Raw genomic sequence first — 16,854 nt, 5'->3', positions numbered from 1 at the left:
CGATGACAAAACTCTTATCCTCTCGTCTATCCTCACTGCTCCTATCCATAGAAAACAAAGGATAGAACCATTAAAAGCCTACTCTTGCACGTATTGGTCTTTGTGCCTTTCGTTTGCCCGGTTGAGCTACAGACCTACCGTTTTATCGTTGAGGTTAACCAGAATGGGGCTTTGACAAGCCAGAGTTTGTCTATAAAAACTGAGCCGTTCACATTATCTGCGGTGCCAATGACCGATTGGGGGCCGGTGCAAAACGAACCATCACACATTAGCGGCACAAACGGATATTCAGAGTCAGGCTCACCACCCTATGACGAACCCTGTGGACAAAACAAATTTCAGATCATCAATTTGATGTACGGAACGGGCGGCGGGAACTATTCCCGGACAACGGGGCAAGAGGATCATGGTCAGTCATTCAATAGACATTCAGAAAAATCGCATTATCCATACGACAACGACCAAAATGATGAAAATTCGGGTCAGCCCACCGACTCCCGACATAGCCTTGACGAAAATTGCCATGAACAGCCCTGTTGTCATCGACAAGGACGCTGTATCTTTGCTCCCTCTACAAGTATCCAGTGTCGTTCAACCTCTGACGACCCTTTCGGATACAGAACAGATGTCTGTTTGCAAACAGGCGATCAGGAATCTGGCCCGGTAAGCCATCCTGCTGAAGGTCCGACCGTTTTCTCAGGCGCTGACAGCACAACCGGTCCATCATTAACATTAAATCCACCTCCTGCGAAAAAACAAAAGAAGGCAGGCTCCAAAAAATACCGATGTGATCACCCCGGCTGTGAAAAATCATTTAGCTCTCAAGCCTCATTGAGCACTCACAAAAGGCAATATCACACCCCAGAGCAAACCTGTCCTAAGTGCCAGAAGACCCTGCCAAACGCTCAAGCCCTGTCAGTGCACAAAAGTAAATATCACACCGGAGAGCAAACCTGTCCTAAGTGCCAGAAGACCCTGCCAAACGCTCAAGCCCTGTCGGATCACAAAAGAAAAGATCACACCCCAAAGCAAAGCTGCCCTGAGTGCCAGAAGACCCTCCCAAACGCGAGAGCTCTGTTGGATCACAGAAGAAAAGATCACACACCAAAGCAAAGCTGTCCTGAGTGTCAGAAGACCCTGCCAAACGCTCAAGCCCTGTCGGTTCACAAAAGTCTTTATCACACCGGAGAGCCAACCTGCCCTGAGTGCCAGAAGACCCTGCCAAACGCTCAAGCCCTGTCGAATCACAAAAGTCAATATCACACAGGAGAACAAATCTGCCCTGAGTGTCAGAAGATCCTGTCAAACGCAAAAGCCCTGTCGAATCACAAAAGTCAATATCACACCGGAGAGCAAAGCTGCCCTGAGTGCCAGAAGACCCTGCCAAACGTACAAGCCCTGTGGAATCACAAAAGAAAAGATCACACCCCGGAGCAAACCTGCCCTGAGTGCCAGAAGACCCTGCCAAACGCTCGAGCCCTGTTGGATCACAAAAGAAAAGATCATACTGGAGAGCAAACCTGCCCTGAGTGCCAGAAGACCCTGCCAAACCCTCAAGCCCTGTGGAATCACAAAAGAAAAGATCACACCCCGGAGCAAACCTGCCCTGAGTGCCAAAAGACCCTGCCAAACGCTCTAGCCCTGTCGGTTCACAAAAGTCTTTATCACACCGGAGAGCAAACCTGCCCCAAGTGCCAGAAGACCCTGCCAAACGCTCAAGCCCTGTCGAATCACAAAAGAAAAGATCACACCCCGGAGAAGACCTGCCCTGAGTGCCAGAAAACCCTGTCAAACGCTAAAGCCCTGTCAGCCCACAGAAGTCGATATCACACCGGAGAACAAACCTGCCCTAGGTGCCAGAAGACCCTGTCAAATGCGAAAGCCCTGTCGGTTCACAAAAGTCAATATCACACGCCAGAGCAAACCTGCCCTGAGTGCCAGAAGACCCTGCCAAACGCGAAAGCCCTCTCGGATCACAGAAGACAACACCGAAAACGAAAGCTTGATGACGCAAAGTCAAGTGATTGATTTCTGCTTGTGACAGGCTCAGGAGGGAAAGGTGCTGTATACGTTTGTGCATGAGCTGAAGTGCAATGTTCACGTCCACCTTTCTCTCACCTGCGGCAGGTTAACCGATGACAAAACTCTTATCCTCTCGTCTATCCTCACTGCTCCTATCCATAGAAAACAAAGGATAGAACCATTAAAAGTCTACTCCTGCACGTATTGGTCTCTGTGCCTTTTGTTTGCCCGGTTGAACCGCAGACTTACCGTTTTATCATTGAGGTTAACCAGAACTGGGCTTCGACAAGCCAGAGTTTTTCTATAAAAACTGAGCCGGGCACATTATCTGCGGTGCCAATGACCGATTGGGGGCCGGTGCAAAACGAACCATCACACATTAGCGGCACAAACGGATATTCAGAGTCAGGCTCACCACACTATGACAAACCTTGCGGACGAAACAAATTTCAGATGATCACTTTGATGTACGGAACGGGCGGCGGTAACTATTCCCGGACAACAGAGCAAGAGGATCATGGTCAGTCATTCAATAGACATTCAGAAAAATCGCATTATCCATACGACAACGACCAAAATGATGAAAATTCGGGTCGGCCCACAGACTCCCGACATAGCCTTGACGAAAATTGCCATGAACAGCCCTGCTGTCATCGACAAGGACGCTGTATCTTCGCTCCCTCCACAAGTACCTGGTGTCGTTCAACCTCAGATGACTCTTTCGTTTGCAGAACAGATGTCTGTTTGCAAACAGGCGATCAGGAATCTGGCCCGGTAAGCCATCCTGCTGAGGGTCCGACCGTTGTCTCGGGAGCTGACAGTACAATCGGTCTGGCATTAACATTAAATCCACCTCCTGCGAAAAAACAAAGGAAGGCAGGCTCCAAAAAATACCGATGTGATCACCCCGGCTGTGAAAAATCATTTAGCTCTCAAGCCTTATCGAGCGCTCACAAAAGGCAATATCACACCGGAGAGCAAACCTGTCCTGAATGCCAGAAGATCCTGCCAAACGCTCAAGCCTTGTCGGTTCACAAAAGAAAAGATCACACCCCGGAGCAGACATGCCCTGAGTGCCAGAAGACCCTGTCAAACGCTCAAGCCCTGACAGCTCACAGAAGTCAATATCACCGTGGAGAGCAAACCTGCCCTGAGTGCCAGAGGACCTTGCCAAACTCGAAAGCCCTGTGGAATCACAAAAGAAAATGTCACACCCCGGAGCAAAGCTGTCCTGAGTGCCAAAAGGCCCTGCCAAACGCGAAAGCCCTGTCGGTTCACAGAAGTCTATATCACACCGGAGAGCAAACCTGCCCTGAGTGCCAGAAGACCCTGCCAAACGCGAAAGCCCTGTCGGATCACAAAAGAAAAGATCACACCGAAGGGCAAACCTGCCCTGAGTGCCGAAAGATCCTGCCAAACGCTCAAGCTCTGTCGGTTCACAAAAGTCAATATCACACCGGAAAGCCGACCTGCCCTAAGTGCCAGAAGATCCTGCCAAATGCGAAAGCCCTGTCGGATCACAAAAGTCAATATCACACCCCAGAGCAAACCTGCCCTGAGTGCCAGAAGACCTTGCCAAACGTTAGATCCCTGTCGGTTCACAAAAGAAAAGACCACTCCCCAGAGCAAACCTGCCCTGAGTGCCAGAAGACCCTGCCAAACGCGAAAGCCTTGTCGATTCACAAAAGAAAAGATCACACCGAAGGGCAAACCTGCCCTGAGTGCCAAAAGACCCTGCCAAACGCTCTAGCCCTGACGGTTCACAAAAGTCTGTATCACACCGGAGAGCAAACCTGCCCCAAGTGCCAGAAGACCCTGCCAAACGCTCAAGCCCTGTCGAATCACAAAAGAAAAGATCACACCCCGGAGCAGACCTGCCCTGAGTGCCAGAAAACCCTGTCAAACGCTAAAGCCCTGTCAGCTCACAGAATTCAATATCACACCGGAGAACAAACCTGCCCTAAGTGCCAGAAGATCCTGCCAAACGCAAAAGCCCTGTCGGTTCACAAAAGTCAATATCACACAGGAGAGCAAACCTGCCCTGAGTGCCAGAAGACCCTGCCAAACGCTCGAGCCCTGTTGGATCACAAAAGAAAAGATCATACCCCAGAGCAAACCTGCCCTGAATGCCAGAAGACCCTACCAAACGCTCGAGCCTTGTCGGATCACAGAAGGCATCACCGAAAACGAAAGCTTGATGATGCAAAGTCAAGTGATTGATGTCTGCCTGTCTCAGGCTAGAGAGGAAAAGGCACTGCAAACGTTTGGGCATGATCTGAAGTGCAATGTTCACGTCCATCGGTCTATCACCTGCGGCGGGTCAACCGATGACAAAACTCTTATCCGCTCGTCTATCCTCACTGCTCCTATCCATAGAAAACAAAGGATAGAACCATTAAAAGTCTACTCTTGCACGTATTGGTTTTTGTGCCTTTCGTTTGCCCGGTTGGGCCACAGACTTACCGTTTTATCGTTGAGGTTAACCAGAATGGGGCTTTGACAAGCCAGAGTTTGTCTATAAAAACTGAGCCGTTCACATTATCTGCAATGCCTATGAACAATGGGAGGTCGGTGCAAAACGAATCATCACACATTACCCGCACAAACGGATATTCAGGGTCAGGCTCACCGACTGATGACAAACCCTGTGGGCGAAACAAACTTCAGATCATCACTTTGATGTACGGAACGGGCGGCGGTAACTATTCCGGGACAACGGGGCCAGAAAATCACTGTCAGTCATTCAATAGACATTCAGAAAAATCGCATTCTCTATACGACAACGACCATAATGATGAAAATTCGGGCCGACCCACCGACTCGCGACATAGCCTTGACGAAAATTGCCATGAACAGCCCTGTTGTCATCGACAAGGACACTGTATCTTCGCTCCCTCCACAAGTATCCAGTGTCGTTCAACCTCAGACGACTCTTTCGCTTGCAGAACAGATGTCTATTTGCAAACGGGCGATCAGGAATCTGACCCGGTAAGCCATCCTGCTGAAGTTTCGACCGATGTCTCGAGCGCTGATAGTACAATCGGTCCATCATTAACATTAAATCCGCCTCCTGCGAAAAAACAAAGGAAGGCAGGCTCCAAAAAATACCGATGTGACTACCCCGGCTGTGAAAAATCATTTAGCTCTCAAGCCTCATCGAGCACTCACAAAAGGCAATATCACACCGGAGAGCAAACCTGCCCTAAGTGCCAGAAGACCCTGCCAAACGCTCAAGCCTTGTCGGTTCACAAAAGAAAAGATCACACCCCGGAGCAGAACTGCCCTGAGTGCCAGAAGATTCTGCCAAACGCGAAAGCCCTGTCAGTGCACAAAAGTAAATATCACACCGGAGAGCAAACCTGCCCTGAGTGCGGGAAGACCCTGCGAAACGCTCAAGCCCTGTCGGCTCACAAAAGAAAAGATCATACCTCAGAGCAAACCTGCCCTGAGTGCCAGAAGATCCTCCCAAACGTGAGAGCTCTGTTGGATCACAGAAGAAAAGATCACACCCCGATGCAAAGCTGTCCTGAGTGTCAGAAGACTCTGCCAAACGCTCAAGCCCTGTCGGATCACAAAAGAAAAGATCACACCCCAGAGCAAAGCTGCCCTGAGTGCCAGAAGACCCTGCCAAACACCAGAGCTCTGTCGGTTCACAAAAGAAAAGATCACACCCCGGAGCAAACCTGTCCTGAGTGCCAGAAGACCCTGCCAAACGCGAATGCCTTGTCGGTTCACAAAAGTCAATATCACACCGGAGAGCAAACCTGCCCTGAGTGCCAGAAGACCCTGCCAAACGCTCAAGCACTGTCAACTCACAAAAGAAAAGATCACACCCCGGAGCAGACCTGCCCTGAGTGCCAGAAGACCCTACCAAACGCTCAAGCCTTGTCGGTTCACAAAAGAAAAGATCATACAGGAGAACAAATCTGCCCTGAGTGCCAGAAGACCCTGTCAAACGCTCAATCCCTGTCAGCTCATAGAAGTCAATATCACAGTGGAGAGCAAACCTGCCCTGAGTGCCAGAGGATCTTGTCAAACGCGAAGGCCCTGTGGCATCACAAAAGAAAAGATCACACCCCAGAGCAGACCTGCCTTGATTGCCAGAAGACCCTGCCAAACGCGAGAGCCCTGTCGGTTCACAAAAGTAAATATCACACAGGAGAACAAACCTGCCCTGAATGCCAGAAAACCCTGCCAAATGCTCAAGCCTTGTCGAATCACAGAAGGCAACACCGAAAACGCAAGCTTCATGATGCAAAGTCAAGTGATTGATGTCTGCTTGTCACAGTCACGCCCATCTGTCTATCACCTGCGGTGGGTTAACCGATGACAAAACTCTTATCCTCTCGTCTATCCTCACTGCTCCTATCCAAAGAAAACAAAGGATAGAACCATTAAAAGTCTACTCTTGCACGTATTGGTCTTTGTGTCTTTCGTTTGCCCGGTTGAGCCACAGACTTACCGTTTTATCGTTGAGGTTAACCAGAATGGGGCTTCGACAAGCCAGAATTTTTTTATAAAAACTGAGCCGGGCACATTATCTGCAATGTCAATGACCGATGAGAGGTCGGAGCAAAACGAACCATCACACATTAGCGGCACAAACGGATATTCAGGGTCAGACACGCCCCGTGATGACAAACCCTGCAGACGAAACAAATTTCAGATTATCACTTTGATGTACGAAACGGGCGGCGGTAACTATTCCCGGACAACCGGGCCAGGGGATCATGGTCAGTCATTCAATAGACATTCAGAAAAAACACATTATCTATACGACAAAGGCCATAATGATGAAAATTCGGGCCGACCCACTGAATCCCGGCATAGCCTTGACGAAAACTGTCATGAACAGCCCTGTTGTCATCGACAAGGACACTGTATCTTCGCTCCCTCCACAAGTATCCAGTGTCGTTCAATCTCTGACGACCCTTTCGCATACAGAACAGATGTTTATTTGCAAACAGACAAACAGGAATCTGGCTCGGTAAGCCATCCTGATGAAGGTCCGACAGTTGTCTCAGGCGCTGACAGCACAACTGGTCCAGCATTAACATTAAATCCACCTCCTGCGAAAAAACAAAGGAAGGCAGGCTCTAAAAAATACCGATGTGATCATCCCGGCTGTGAAAAATCACTTAGCTCTCAAGCCTCATTGAAGACTCACAAAAGTCAATATCACACCGGAAAGCCAACCTGCCCTGAGTGCCGGAAGACCGTGCCAAACGCGAAAGCCCTGTCGGTTCACAGAAGTCTATATCATACCGGAGAGCAAACCTGCCCTGAGTGCCAGAAGACCCTGCCAAATACCAGAGCCCTGTCGGTTCACAGAAGAAAAGATCACACCCCGGAGCAAACCTGTCCTGAGTGCCAGAAGACCCTGCCAAACGCGAATGCCTTGTCGGTTCACAAAAGTCAATATCACACCGGAGAGCCAACCTGCCCTGAGTGCCAGAAGACCCTGCCAAACGCTCAAGCACTGTCAACTCACAAAAGAAAAGATCACACCCCAGAGCAAACCTGCGCCGAGTGCCAGAAAACTTTGCCAAACGCTCAAGCTCTGGCGTATCACAAAAGAAAAGATCACACCGGGGAACAAACCTGCCCTGAGTGCCAGAAGATCCTGTTAAATGCGAAAGCCCTGTCGAATCACAAAAGACACAATCACACCGGAGAGAAAACCTGTCCTGAGTGCCAGAAGACCTTGCCAAACGCACAAGCTCTGACGTATCACAAAAGAAAAGATCACACCCCGGAGCAAACCTGCCCTGAATGCCAGAAGACCTTCCCAAACGCCAAAACCCTGTCGGCTCACAAAAGAAAAGATCACACCCCGGAGCAGACCTGCCCTGAGTGCCAGAAGACCCTGTCAAACGCTCAAGCCCTGTCGGTTCACAAAAGTTTATATCACACCGGAGAGCAAACCTGCCCCGAGTGCCAGAAGACCCTGCCAAACGCTCAAGCCCTGTCGAATCACAAAAGAAAAGATCACACCCCGGAGCAGACCTGCCCTGAGTGCCAGAAGACCCTGTCAAACGCGAAAGCCCTATCGGTTCACAAAAGTTTATATCACACCGGAGAACAAACCTGCCCTGAGTGCCAGAAGACCCTGTCAAATGTGAAAGCCCTGTCGGACCACAGAAGAAAAGATCACACCTCAGAGCAAACCTGCCCTGAGTGCCAGAAGATCCTGCCAAACGCGAAAGTCCTGTCGAGTCACAAAAGTGAATATCACACCGGGGAGCCAACCTGCCCTGAGTGCCAGAAGACCCTGCCAAACGCTAAAGCGCTATCTAATCACAAAAGAAAAGATCACACCCCAGAGCAAACCTGCCCAGAGTGCCAGAAGATCCTGCCAAACGCTAAAGTGCTATCTAATCACAAAAGAAAAGATCACACCCCAGAGCAAACCTGCCCAGAGTGCCAGAAGACCCTGCCAAATGCTCAAGCGCTGTCGGTTCACAAAAGTCTATATCACACCGGAGAGCAAACCTGCTCTGAGTGCCAAAAGACCCTGCCAAACGCTCAAGCCCTGTCGGTTCATAAAAGAAAAGATCACACTCCAGGGCAAACTTGCCCTGATTGCCAGAAGATCCTGCCAAACGCGAAAGCCCTCTCGGATCACAGAAGACAACACCGAAAACGAAAGTTTGATGACGCAAAGTCAAGTGATTGATTTCTGCTTGTCATAGGCTCAGGAGGGAAAGACGCTGTATACGTTTGTGCATGAGCTGAAGTGCAATGTTCACGTCCATCTGTCTCTCACCTGCGGCGGGTTAACCGATGACAAAACTCTTATCCGCTCGTCTATCCTCACTGCTCCTATCCATAGAAAACAAAGGATAGAACCATTAAAAGCCTACTCTTGCACGTATTGGTTTTTGTGCCTTTCGTTTGCCCGGTTGAGTCACAGACTTACCGTTTTATCGTTGAGGTTAACCAGAATGGGGCTTTGACCAGCCAGAGTTTGTCTATAAAAACTGAGCCGTTCACATTATCTGCAATGCCTATGAACAATGGGAGGTCGGTGCAAAACGAATCATCACACATTACCAGCACAAACGGATATTCAGGGTCAGGCTCACCGACTGATGACAAACCCTGTGGGCGAAACAAACTTCAGATCATCACTTTGATGTACAGAACGGGCGGCGGTAACTATTCCGGGACAACGGGGCCAGAAAATCACTGTCAGTCATTCAATAGACATTCAGAAAAAACGCATTCTCTATACGACAACGACCATAATGATGAAAATTCGGGTCGGCCCACCGACTCGCGACATAGCCTTGACGAAAATTGCCATGAACAGCCCTGTTGTCATCGACAAGGACGCTGTATCTTCGCTCCCTCTACAAGTATCCGGTGTCGTTCAACCTCAGACGACCCTTTCGCATACAGAACAGATGTTTATTTGCAAACAGGCAAACAGAAATCTGGCTCAGTAAGCCATCCTGATGAAGGTCCGACAGTTGTCTCAGGCGCTGACAGCGCAACTGGTCAAGCATTAACATTAAATCCACCTCCTGCTAAAAAACAAAGGAAGGCAGGCTCTAAAAAATGCCGATGTGATCACCCCGGCTGTGAAAAATCACTTGGCTCTCAAGCCTCTTTGAAGGCTCACAAAAGACAATATCACACTGGAGAGCAAACCTGCCCTGAGTGCCAGAAGACCCTGCCAAACGAGAAAGCCCTGTCGGTTCACAAAAGTAAATATCACACAGGAGAACGAACCTGCCCTGAGTGTCTGAAGACCTTGCCAAACATGAATGCCCTGTCGAATCACAAAAGTAAATATCACACAGGAGAACAAATCTGCCCCGAGTGCAAGAAGATCCTGCCAAACTCGAAAGCCCTGTCGGATCACAAAAGAAAAGATCACACCCCTGAGCAAACCTGCCCCGAGTGCCAGAAGACTCTGCCAAATGCTCAAGCCCTGACGGCTCACAAAAGTCAATATCACACAGGAGAACAAACCTGCCCTGAGTGCCAGAAGATCCTGACAAACGCGAAAGCCCTGTCGGATCACAAAAGAAGTGATCACACTCCGGAGCAAATCTGCCCTGAGTGCCAGAAGACCCTGCCAAACGCCAAAGCTCTGTCGGTTCACAAAAGGAAAGATCACACCCCAGAGCAAACCTGCCCTGAGTGCCAGAAGATCCTGCCAAACGCGGAAGCCCTGTCGGCTCACAAAAGATGTCACACCCCAGAGCAAACCTGCCCTGAGTGCCAGAAAACCCTGCCAAATGCTCAAGCCTTGTCGAATCACAGAAGGCAACACCGAAAACGCAAGCTTGATGATGCAAAGTCAAGTGATTGATGTCTGCTTGTCACAGTCACGCCCATCTGTCTATCACCTGCGGTGGGTTAACCGATGACAAAACTCTTATCCTCTCGTCTATCCTCACTGCTCCTATCCATAGAAAACAGAGGATAGAACCATTAAAAGTCTACTCTTGCAGGTATTGGTCTTTGTGCCTTTCGTTTGCCCGGTTGAGTCGCAGACTTACCGTTTTACCGTTGAGGTTAACCAGAATGGGGCTTCGACAAGCCAGAGTTTGTCTATAAAAGCTGAGCCTGGCGCATTATCTGCGATGCCAATGACCGATGTGAGGCCGGCGCAAAACGAACCATCACACATTACCTGCACAAACGGATATTCAGGGGCGGGCTCACCAACCGATAACAAACCCTGCAGGCGAAACAAACTTCAGATCATCACTTTGATGTACGAAACGTGCGGCGGTAACTATTCCCGGACAACCGGGCCAGGGGATCATGGTCGGTCATTCAATAGACATTCAGAAAAAACACATTATCTATACGACAACGGTCATAATGATGAAGATTCGGGCGGACCCACTGACTCCCGGCATAGCCTTGACGAAAACTGTCATGAACAGCCCTGTTGTCATCGAAAAGGACGCTGTATCTTCGCTCCCTCCACAAGTATCCAGTGTCGTTCAATCTCTGACGACCCATTCGCATACAGAACAGATGTTTATTTACAAACAGGCGATCAGGAATATGACTCGGTAAGCCGTCCAGCTGAAGATCCGACAGTGGTCTCAGGTGCTGACAGCACAACTGGTCCAGCATTAACATTAAATCCACCTCCTGCGAAAAAACAAAGGAAGGCATGCTCCAAAAAATACCGATGTGATTACCCCGGCTGTGAAAAATCACTTGGCTCACAAGGCTCACTGAGTGCTCACAAAAGTCAACATCACACTGGAGAGAAAACCTGCCCTGAGTGCCAGAAGACCCTGTTAAATGCGAAAGTGCTGTCGAATCACAAAAGACAATATCACACTGGAGAACAAACCTGCCCTGAGTGCCAGAAGATCCTGCCAAACGCTCAAGCCCTGTCGGCTCACAAAAGAAGAGATCACACCCCGGAGCAAACCTGCCCTGAGTGCCAGAAGACCCTGCCAAACGCTCAAGTCCTGTCGGTTCACAGAAGTCTATATCACACCGGAGAACAAACCTGCCCTGAATGCCAGAAGACCCTGCCAAACGCTCAAGCCCTGTCGACTCACAAAAGAAAAGATCATACCCCAGAGCCAGCCTGCCCTGAGTGCCAGAAGATCCTGCCAAACGCGAAAGCCCTGTCGGATCACAAAAGTCTATATCACACCAGAGAGCTAACCTGCCCTGAGTGCCAGAAGACCCTGCCAAACCATAGAGCCCTGTCGGTTCACAAAAGAAAAGATCATACCCCAGAGCAAACCTGCCCTGAGTGCCAGAAGACCCTGCCAAATGCTCAAGCCCTGTGGTATCACAAAAGAACAGATCACACCCTAGAGCAGACCTGCCCTGAGTGCCAGAAGACCCTGTCAAACGCTCAAGCCCTGTCAGCTCACAAAAGTCAATATCACACCGGAGAACGAACTTGCCCTGAGTGCCAGAAGACCCTGCCAAACGAGAAAGCCCTGTCGGTTCACAAAAGTAAATATCACACAGGAGAACGAACCTGCCCTGAGTGCCTGAAGACCTTGCCAAACGCTCAAGCCCTGTCGAATCACAAAAGTCAATATCACACAGGAGAACAAATCTGCCCTGAGTGCCAGAAGATCCTGCCAAACGCAAAAGCCCTGTCGAATCACAAAAGTCAATATCACAAAGGAGAACGAACCTGCCCTGAGTGCCAGAAGACCGTGTCAAACGCTAAAGCGCTATCGAATCACAAAAGAAGAGATCACACCCCGGAGCAAAGCTGCCCTGAGTGCCAGAAGCCCCTGCCAAACGCTCGAGCCTTGTCGGATCACAGAAGGCAACACCGAAAACGAAAGCTTGATGATGCAAAGTCAAGTGATTGATGTCTGCTTGTCACAGGCTAGAGAGGGAAAGGCACTGCAAACGTTGGGCATGATCTAAAGTGCAATGTTCATGTCCGTCTGTCTATCACCTCCGTCGGCTTAACCGATGACAAAATGACATGGAAAGAAATCTTCTTCAGTAAGCAGGTCTTAATGCTACGAAATCATCAACCTGCTTTGACTGCGCCATTAAAGGCTCGCTCTTGGCAGGCACGTTTGTCATGGATGAGAAAATCCATGAACCACTCTGTTTTAGTTCCTTATCCCTCATTCTCTCGTCTATCCTCACTGCTCCTATCCATAGAAAACAAAGGATAGAACCATTAAACGCCTACTCTTGCACGTATTGGTCTTTGTGCTTTTTGTCCGCCCGGCTGAGCCACAGACTAACCGTTTTATCATTGAGATTAACCAGAATGGGGCTTCGACAAGCCAGAGTTTGTCTATAAAAGCTGAGACGGGCACATTATCTGCGATGCCAATGATCGATGGGAGGCCGGCGCAAAACGAACCATCACACATTAGCCACACAAACGGATATTCAGGGCCAGGCATGCCTCGCGATGACAAACCCTGTAGGCGAAACAAATTTCAGATTATCACTTTAATGTATGGAACGGGTGGCGGTAACTATTCCCGGACAACCGGGCCAGAGGATCATGGTCAGTCATTCAATAGACATTCAGAACAAACACATTATCTATACGACAACGGTCATAATGATGAAAATTCGGGCCGACCCACCGACTCCCGGCATAGCCTTGACGAAAACTGTCATGAACAGCCCTGTTGTCATCGAAAAGGACGCTGTATCTTCGCTCCCTCGACAAGTATCCAGTGTCGTTCAACCTCTGACGACCTTTTCGCATACAGAACAGATGTTTATTTGCAAACAGGCGAACAGGAATCTGGCTCGGTAAGCCGTCATGCTGAAGATCCGACAATTGTCTCAGGCGCTGACAGCACAACCAGTCCATCATTAACATTAAATCCACCTCATGCGAAAAAACAAAGGGAGGCAGGCTCCAAAAAATACCGATGTGATCACCCCGGCTGTGGAAAATCACTTGGCTCTCAAGCCTCATTGAAGACTCACAAAAGACACTATCACACCGGAGAGCAAACCTGCCCTGAGTGCCAGAGAATCTTGTCAAGCGCGAAAGCCCTGTGGAATCACAAAAGAAAAGATCACACCCCGGAGCAAATCTGCCCTGAGTGCCAGAAGACCCTGCCAAACGTGGAAGCCCTGTCGGCTCACAAAAGATATCACAGCGGAGAGCAAGCCTGTCCTGAGTGCCAGAAGACCTTGCCAAACGCGAAAGCCCTGTCGGTTCACAAAAGAAAAGATCACACTCCAGAGCAAACCTGCCCTGAGTGCCAGAAGACCCTGCCAAACGTGGAAGCCCTGTCCGATCACAAAAGAAAATATCACACCGGAGAGCAAACCTGCCCTGAATGCCAAAAGGCCCTGCCAAACGCTCAAGCCCTGTCGAATCACAAAAGAAAATATCACACCCCAAAGCAAACCTGCCCTGAATGCCAGAAGGCCCTGCCAAACGCTCAAGCCCTGTCGGCTCACAAAAGAAAAGATCACACCCCAGAGCAAACCTGTCCTCAGTGCCAGAAGACTCTGCCAAACGCTCAGGCCCTGTCGAATCACAAAAGTCAACATCACACCCCAGAGCAAAGCTGCCCTGAGTGCCAGAAGACCCTGCCAAACCGTCATGCCCTGTCGTATCATAAAAGAAAAGATCACACCCCGGAGCAGAGCTGCCCTGAGTGCCAGAAGACCCTGCCAAACGTACAAGCCCTGTGGAATCACAAAAGAAGAGATCACACCCCGGAGCAAAGCTGCCCTGAGTGCCAGAAGATCCTGCCAAACGTACAAGCCCTGTCGAATCACAAAAGAACAGATCACAGCCCAAAGCAAAGCTGCCCTGAGTGCCAGAAGACCTTGCCAAACGCGAAAGCCCTGTCGGTTCACAAAAGAAAAGATCACACCCCAGAGCAAACTTGTCCTAAGTGCCAGAAGACCCTGCCAAACGCTCGAGCCCTGTTGGTTCACAAAAGTCAATATCACTCCGGAGAACAAACCTGCCCTGAGTGCCAGAAGACCCTGCCGAACGCTCGAGCCCTGTTGGATCACAAAAGAAAAAATCATACCCCAGAGCAAAGCTGCCCTGAGTGCCAGAAGACCCTACCAAACGCTCGAGCCTTGTCGGATCACAGAAGGCAACACCGAAAACGAAAGCTTGATGATGCAAAGTCAAGTGATTGATGTCTGCTTGTCACAGGCTAGGGAGGAAAAAGGCACTGCAAACGTTTGGGCATGATCTGAAGTACAATGTTCACGTCCATCCGTCAATCACCTGCGGCGGGTTAACCGATGACAAAAAGACATGGAAAGAAATCCCCTTCAGTAAGCAGGTCTCAATGCTCATGTGGCACTGCGAAATCATCAACCTGCTTCGACTGCGCCATGAAAGGCTCGCTCTTGGCAATCACGTTTGCCACGGATGGGAGAACATGAATCACTCTGTTTTACTTCATGGCCCCTTATCCTCTCGTCTATCCTCACTGCTCCTATCCATAGAAAACAAAGGATAGAACCATTAAAATCCTTCTCTTGCATGTATTGGTCTTTGTGCCTTTCTTTTGCCCGGTCGAGCCACAGACTTACCGTTTTATCGTTGAGGTTAACCAGAATGGGGCTTCGACAAGCCAGAATTTTTTTATAAAAACTGAGCCGGGCACATCACCTGCAATGCCAATGACCGATTGGGGGCCGATGCAAAACGAACCATCACACATTACCTGCACAAACGGATATCCAGAGTCAGGCTCATCACCCTATGACAAACCCTGCAGACGAAACAAACTTCAGATCATCACTTTGATGTACGGAACGGGCGGCAGTAACTATTCCCGGACAACGGGGCCAGAGGATCATGTTCAGTCATTCAATAGATATTCAGAAAAATCGCATTATCCATACGACAACGACCATAATGATGAAAATTCGGGCCGGCCCACAGACTCCCGACATAGCCTTGACGAAAATTGCCATGAACAGCCCTGTTGTCATCGACAAGGACGCTGTATCTTCGCCCCCTCCACAAGTACCCAGTGTCGTTCAACCTCAGGCGACTCTTTCGCTTACAGAACTGATGTCTATTTGCAAACAGGCGATCAGGAATCTGGGTCGGTAAGCCGCCCTGCTGAAGATCCGACAATTGTCTCAGGCGCTGACAGCACAACCAGTCCAGCATTAAGATTAAATCCACCTCCTGCGGAAAAACAAAGGAAGGCTGGCTCGAAAAAATACCGATGTGATCACCCCGGCTGTGAAAAATCACTTGGCTCTCAAGCCTCATTGAGCACTCACAAAAGGCAATATCACACCGGAGAGCCAACCTGTCCTGAGTGCCAGAAGATCCTGCCAAACGCGAAAGCCCTGTGGGATCACAAAAGTCAATATCACACCGGAGGGCAAACCTGCCCTGAGTGCCGGAAGACTCTGCCAAACGCTCAAGCCCTGTGGGCTCACAAAAGAAAAGATCATACCGGAGAGAAAACCTGCCTTGAGTGCCAGAAGGTCCTGCCAAACGCCAGAGCCCTGTCGGTTCACAAAAGAAAAGATCACACCCCAGAGCAAACCTGTCCTGAGTGCCAGAAGACCAAGCCAAACGCTCAAGCCCTGGCGGTTCACAAAAGTCTATATCACACCGGAGAGCAAACCTGCCTTGAGTGCCAGAAGACCCTGCCAAACGCTCAAGCCCTGTCGAATCACAAAAGAAAAGATCACAGCGGGGAACAAACCTGCCCTGAGTGCCAGAAGACCCTGCCAAACGCACAAGCTCTGACGTATCACAAAAGAAAAGGTCACACTGGGGAACAAACCTGCTCTGAGTGCCAGAAGATCCTGCCAAACGCCAGAGCCCTGTCGGCTCACAAAAGTCAATATCACACCGGAGAACAAACCTGCCCTCAGTGCCAGAAGACCCTGCCATGCGCACAAGCTCTGACATATCACAAAAGAAAAGATCACACCCCGGAGCAAATCTGCTCTGAGTGTCAGAAGATCCTGCCAAGCGCACAAGCTCTGACATATCACAAAAGAAAAGATCACACCCCGGAGCAAACCTGTCCTGAGTGCCAGAAGACTCTGCCAAACGCTCAAGCCCTGTCGGTTCACCAAAGTCTATTTCACACCGGAGAGCAAACCTGCCCTAAGTGCCAGAAGACCCTGCCAAGCGCACAAGCTCTGACATATCACAAAAGAAAAGATCACACCCCGGAGCAAACCTGCCCTAAGTGCCAGAAGACCCTGCCAAACGCTCGAGCCCTGTCGGCTCACAAAAGTCAGTATCACACCGGAGAGCAAACCTGCCCTGAGTGCCAGAAGACCCTGCCAAACAGTCAAGCCCTGTCGACTCACAAAAGGCAACACCGAAAACGAAAGCTTGATGATGCAAAGTCAAGTGATTGATGTCTGCTTGTCACAGGCTAGAGA

At 49.8% G+C, this 16,854-nt stretch carries 11 protein-coding genes; all 11 read left to right on the top strand.

Annotated features, from left to right (window positions below; genetic code table 11):
- Positions 1 to 84: 84 nt before the first annotated feature.
- The 11 genes from KBW69_RS22525 (at position 85) to KBW69_RS22490 (ending at position 16,830) form a co-directional block, all read left to right on the top strand.
- Entirely contained in the window at positions 85 to 2,028 is a 1,944-nt protein-coding gene (locus KBW69_RS22525; RefSeq protein WP_257282373.1) for a C2H2-type zinc finger protein, read from the top strand.
- A 207-nt stretch (positions 2,029 to 2,235) separates the two neighbouring features.
- Positions 2,236 to 4,242, top strand: a complete 2,007-nt coding sequence (locus tag KBW69_RS22520; RefSeq protein ID WP_257282372.1) for a C2H2-type zinc finger protein — start codon at positions 2,236 to 2,238, stop codon at positions 4,240 to 4,242.
- Positions 4,220 to 4,522: a transposase gene (locus KBW69_RS24010; protein WP_373690734.1), complete on the top strand. Its 303-nt coding sequence runs from the start codon at positions 4,220 to 4,222 to the stop codon at positions 4,520 to 4,522. Before KBW69_RS22520 ends, KBW69_RS24010 begins: the two co-directional genes overlap by 23 nt.
- Complete coding sequence (locus tag KBW69_RS22515) at positions 4,432 to 6,294, top strand: C2H2-type zinc finger protein (RefSeq protein ID WP_257282371.1); 1,863 nt, start codon at positions 4,432 to 4,434, stop codon at positions 6,292 to 6,294. Before KBW69_RS24010 ends, KBW69_RS22515 begins: the two co-directional genes overlap by 91 nt.
- 136 nt (positions 6,295 to 6,430) lie before the next feature.
- Complete coding sequence (locus tag KBW69_RS22510; RefSeq protein WP_257282370.1) at positions 6,431 to 8,698, top strand: C2H2-type zinc finger protein; 2,268 nt, start codon at positions 6,431 to 6,433, stop codon at positions 8,696 to 8,698.
- A gap of 34 nt (positions 8,699 to 8,732) precedes the next feature.
- Positions 8,733 to 8,978 (top strand): hypothetical protein, encoded by a 246-nt coding sequence (locus tag KBW69_RS24005; protein ID WP_373690735.1) that lies wholly within the window; start codon positions 8,733 to 8,735, stop codon positions 8,976 to 8,978.
- Complete coding sequence (locus KBW69_RS22505) at positions 8,888 to 10,342, top strand: C2H2-type zinc finger protein (RefSeq protein ID WP_257282369.1); 1,455 nt, start codon at positions 8,888 to 8,890, stop codon at positions 10,340 to 10,342. The genes KBW69_RS24005 and KBW69_RS22505 overlap by 91 nt, the downstream gene beginning before the upstream one ends.
- Before the next feature lie 136 nt (positions 10,343 to 10,478).
- On the top strand, positions 10,479 to 12,341 hold the full coding sequence (locus tag KBW69_RS22500) for a C2H2-type zinc finger protein (RefSeq protein WP_257282368.1): 1,863 nt from the start codon (positions 10,479 to 10,481) through the stop codon (positions 12,339 to 12,341).
- A 337-nt stretch (positions 12,342 to 12,678) separates the two neighbouring features.
- Complete coding sequence (locus KBW69_RS22495) at positions 12,679 to 14,619, top strand: C2H2-type zinc finger protein (RefSeq protein ID WP_257282367.1); 1,941 nt, start codon at positions 12,679 to 12,681, stop codon at positions 14,617 to 14,619.
- A complete protein-coding gene (locus tag KBW69_RS24000; protein ID WP_373690733.1) occupies positions 14,619 to 14,948 on the top strand; it encodes a transposase in 330 nt (109 codons plus the stop codon). Before KBW69_RS22495 ends, KBW69_RS24000 begins: the two co-directional genes overlap by 1 nt.
- Before the next feature lie 19 nt (positions 14,949 to 14,967).
- Positions 14,968 to 16,830: a C2H2-type zinc finger protein gene (locus tag KBW69_RS22490; RefSeq protein ID WP_257282366.1), complete on the top strand. Its 1,863-nt coding sequence runs from the start codon at positions 14,968 to 14,970 to the stop codon at positions 16,828 to 16,830.
- Positions 16,831 to 16,854 lie beyond the last annotated feature (24 nt).

Source organism: Endozoicomonas sp. ISHI1 (genome assembly GCF_024606225.1).
Taxonomy (GTDB): domain Bacteria; phylum Pseudomonadota; class Gammaproteobacteria; order Pseudomonadales; family Endozoicomonadaceae; genus Endozoicomonas_A.
The sequence above is the reverse complement of the archived record's forward strand: the minus strand, read 5'-3'. Positions and strand labels throughout refer to the sequence as shown.

What these genes read in the sequence shown, in the direction of transcription:
- KBW69_RS24000 (WP_373690733.1), top strand. Translation starts at nt 14,619, where the DNA reads ATGTCTGCTTGTCACAGGCTAGGGAGGAAAAAGGCACTGCAAACGTTT.
- KBW69_RS24010 (WP_373690734.1), top strand. Translation starts at nt 4,220, where the DNA reads ATGATGCAAAGTCAAGTGATTGATGTCTGCCTGTCTCAGGCTAGAGAG.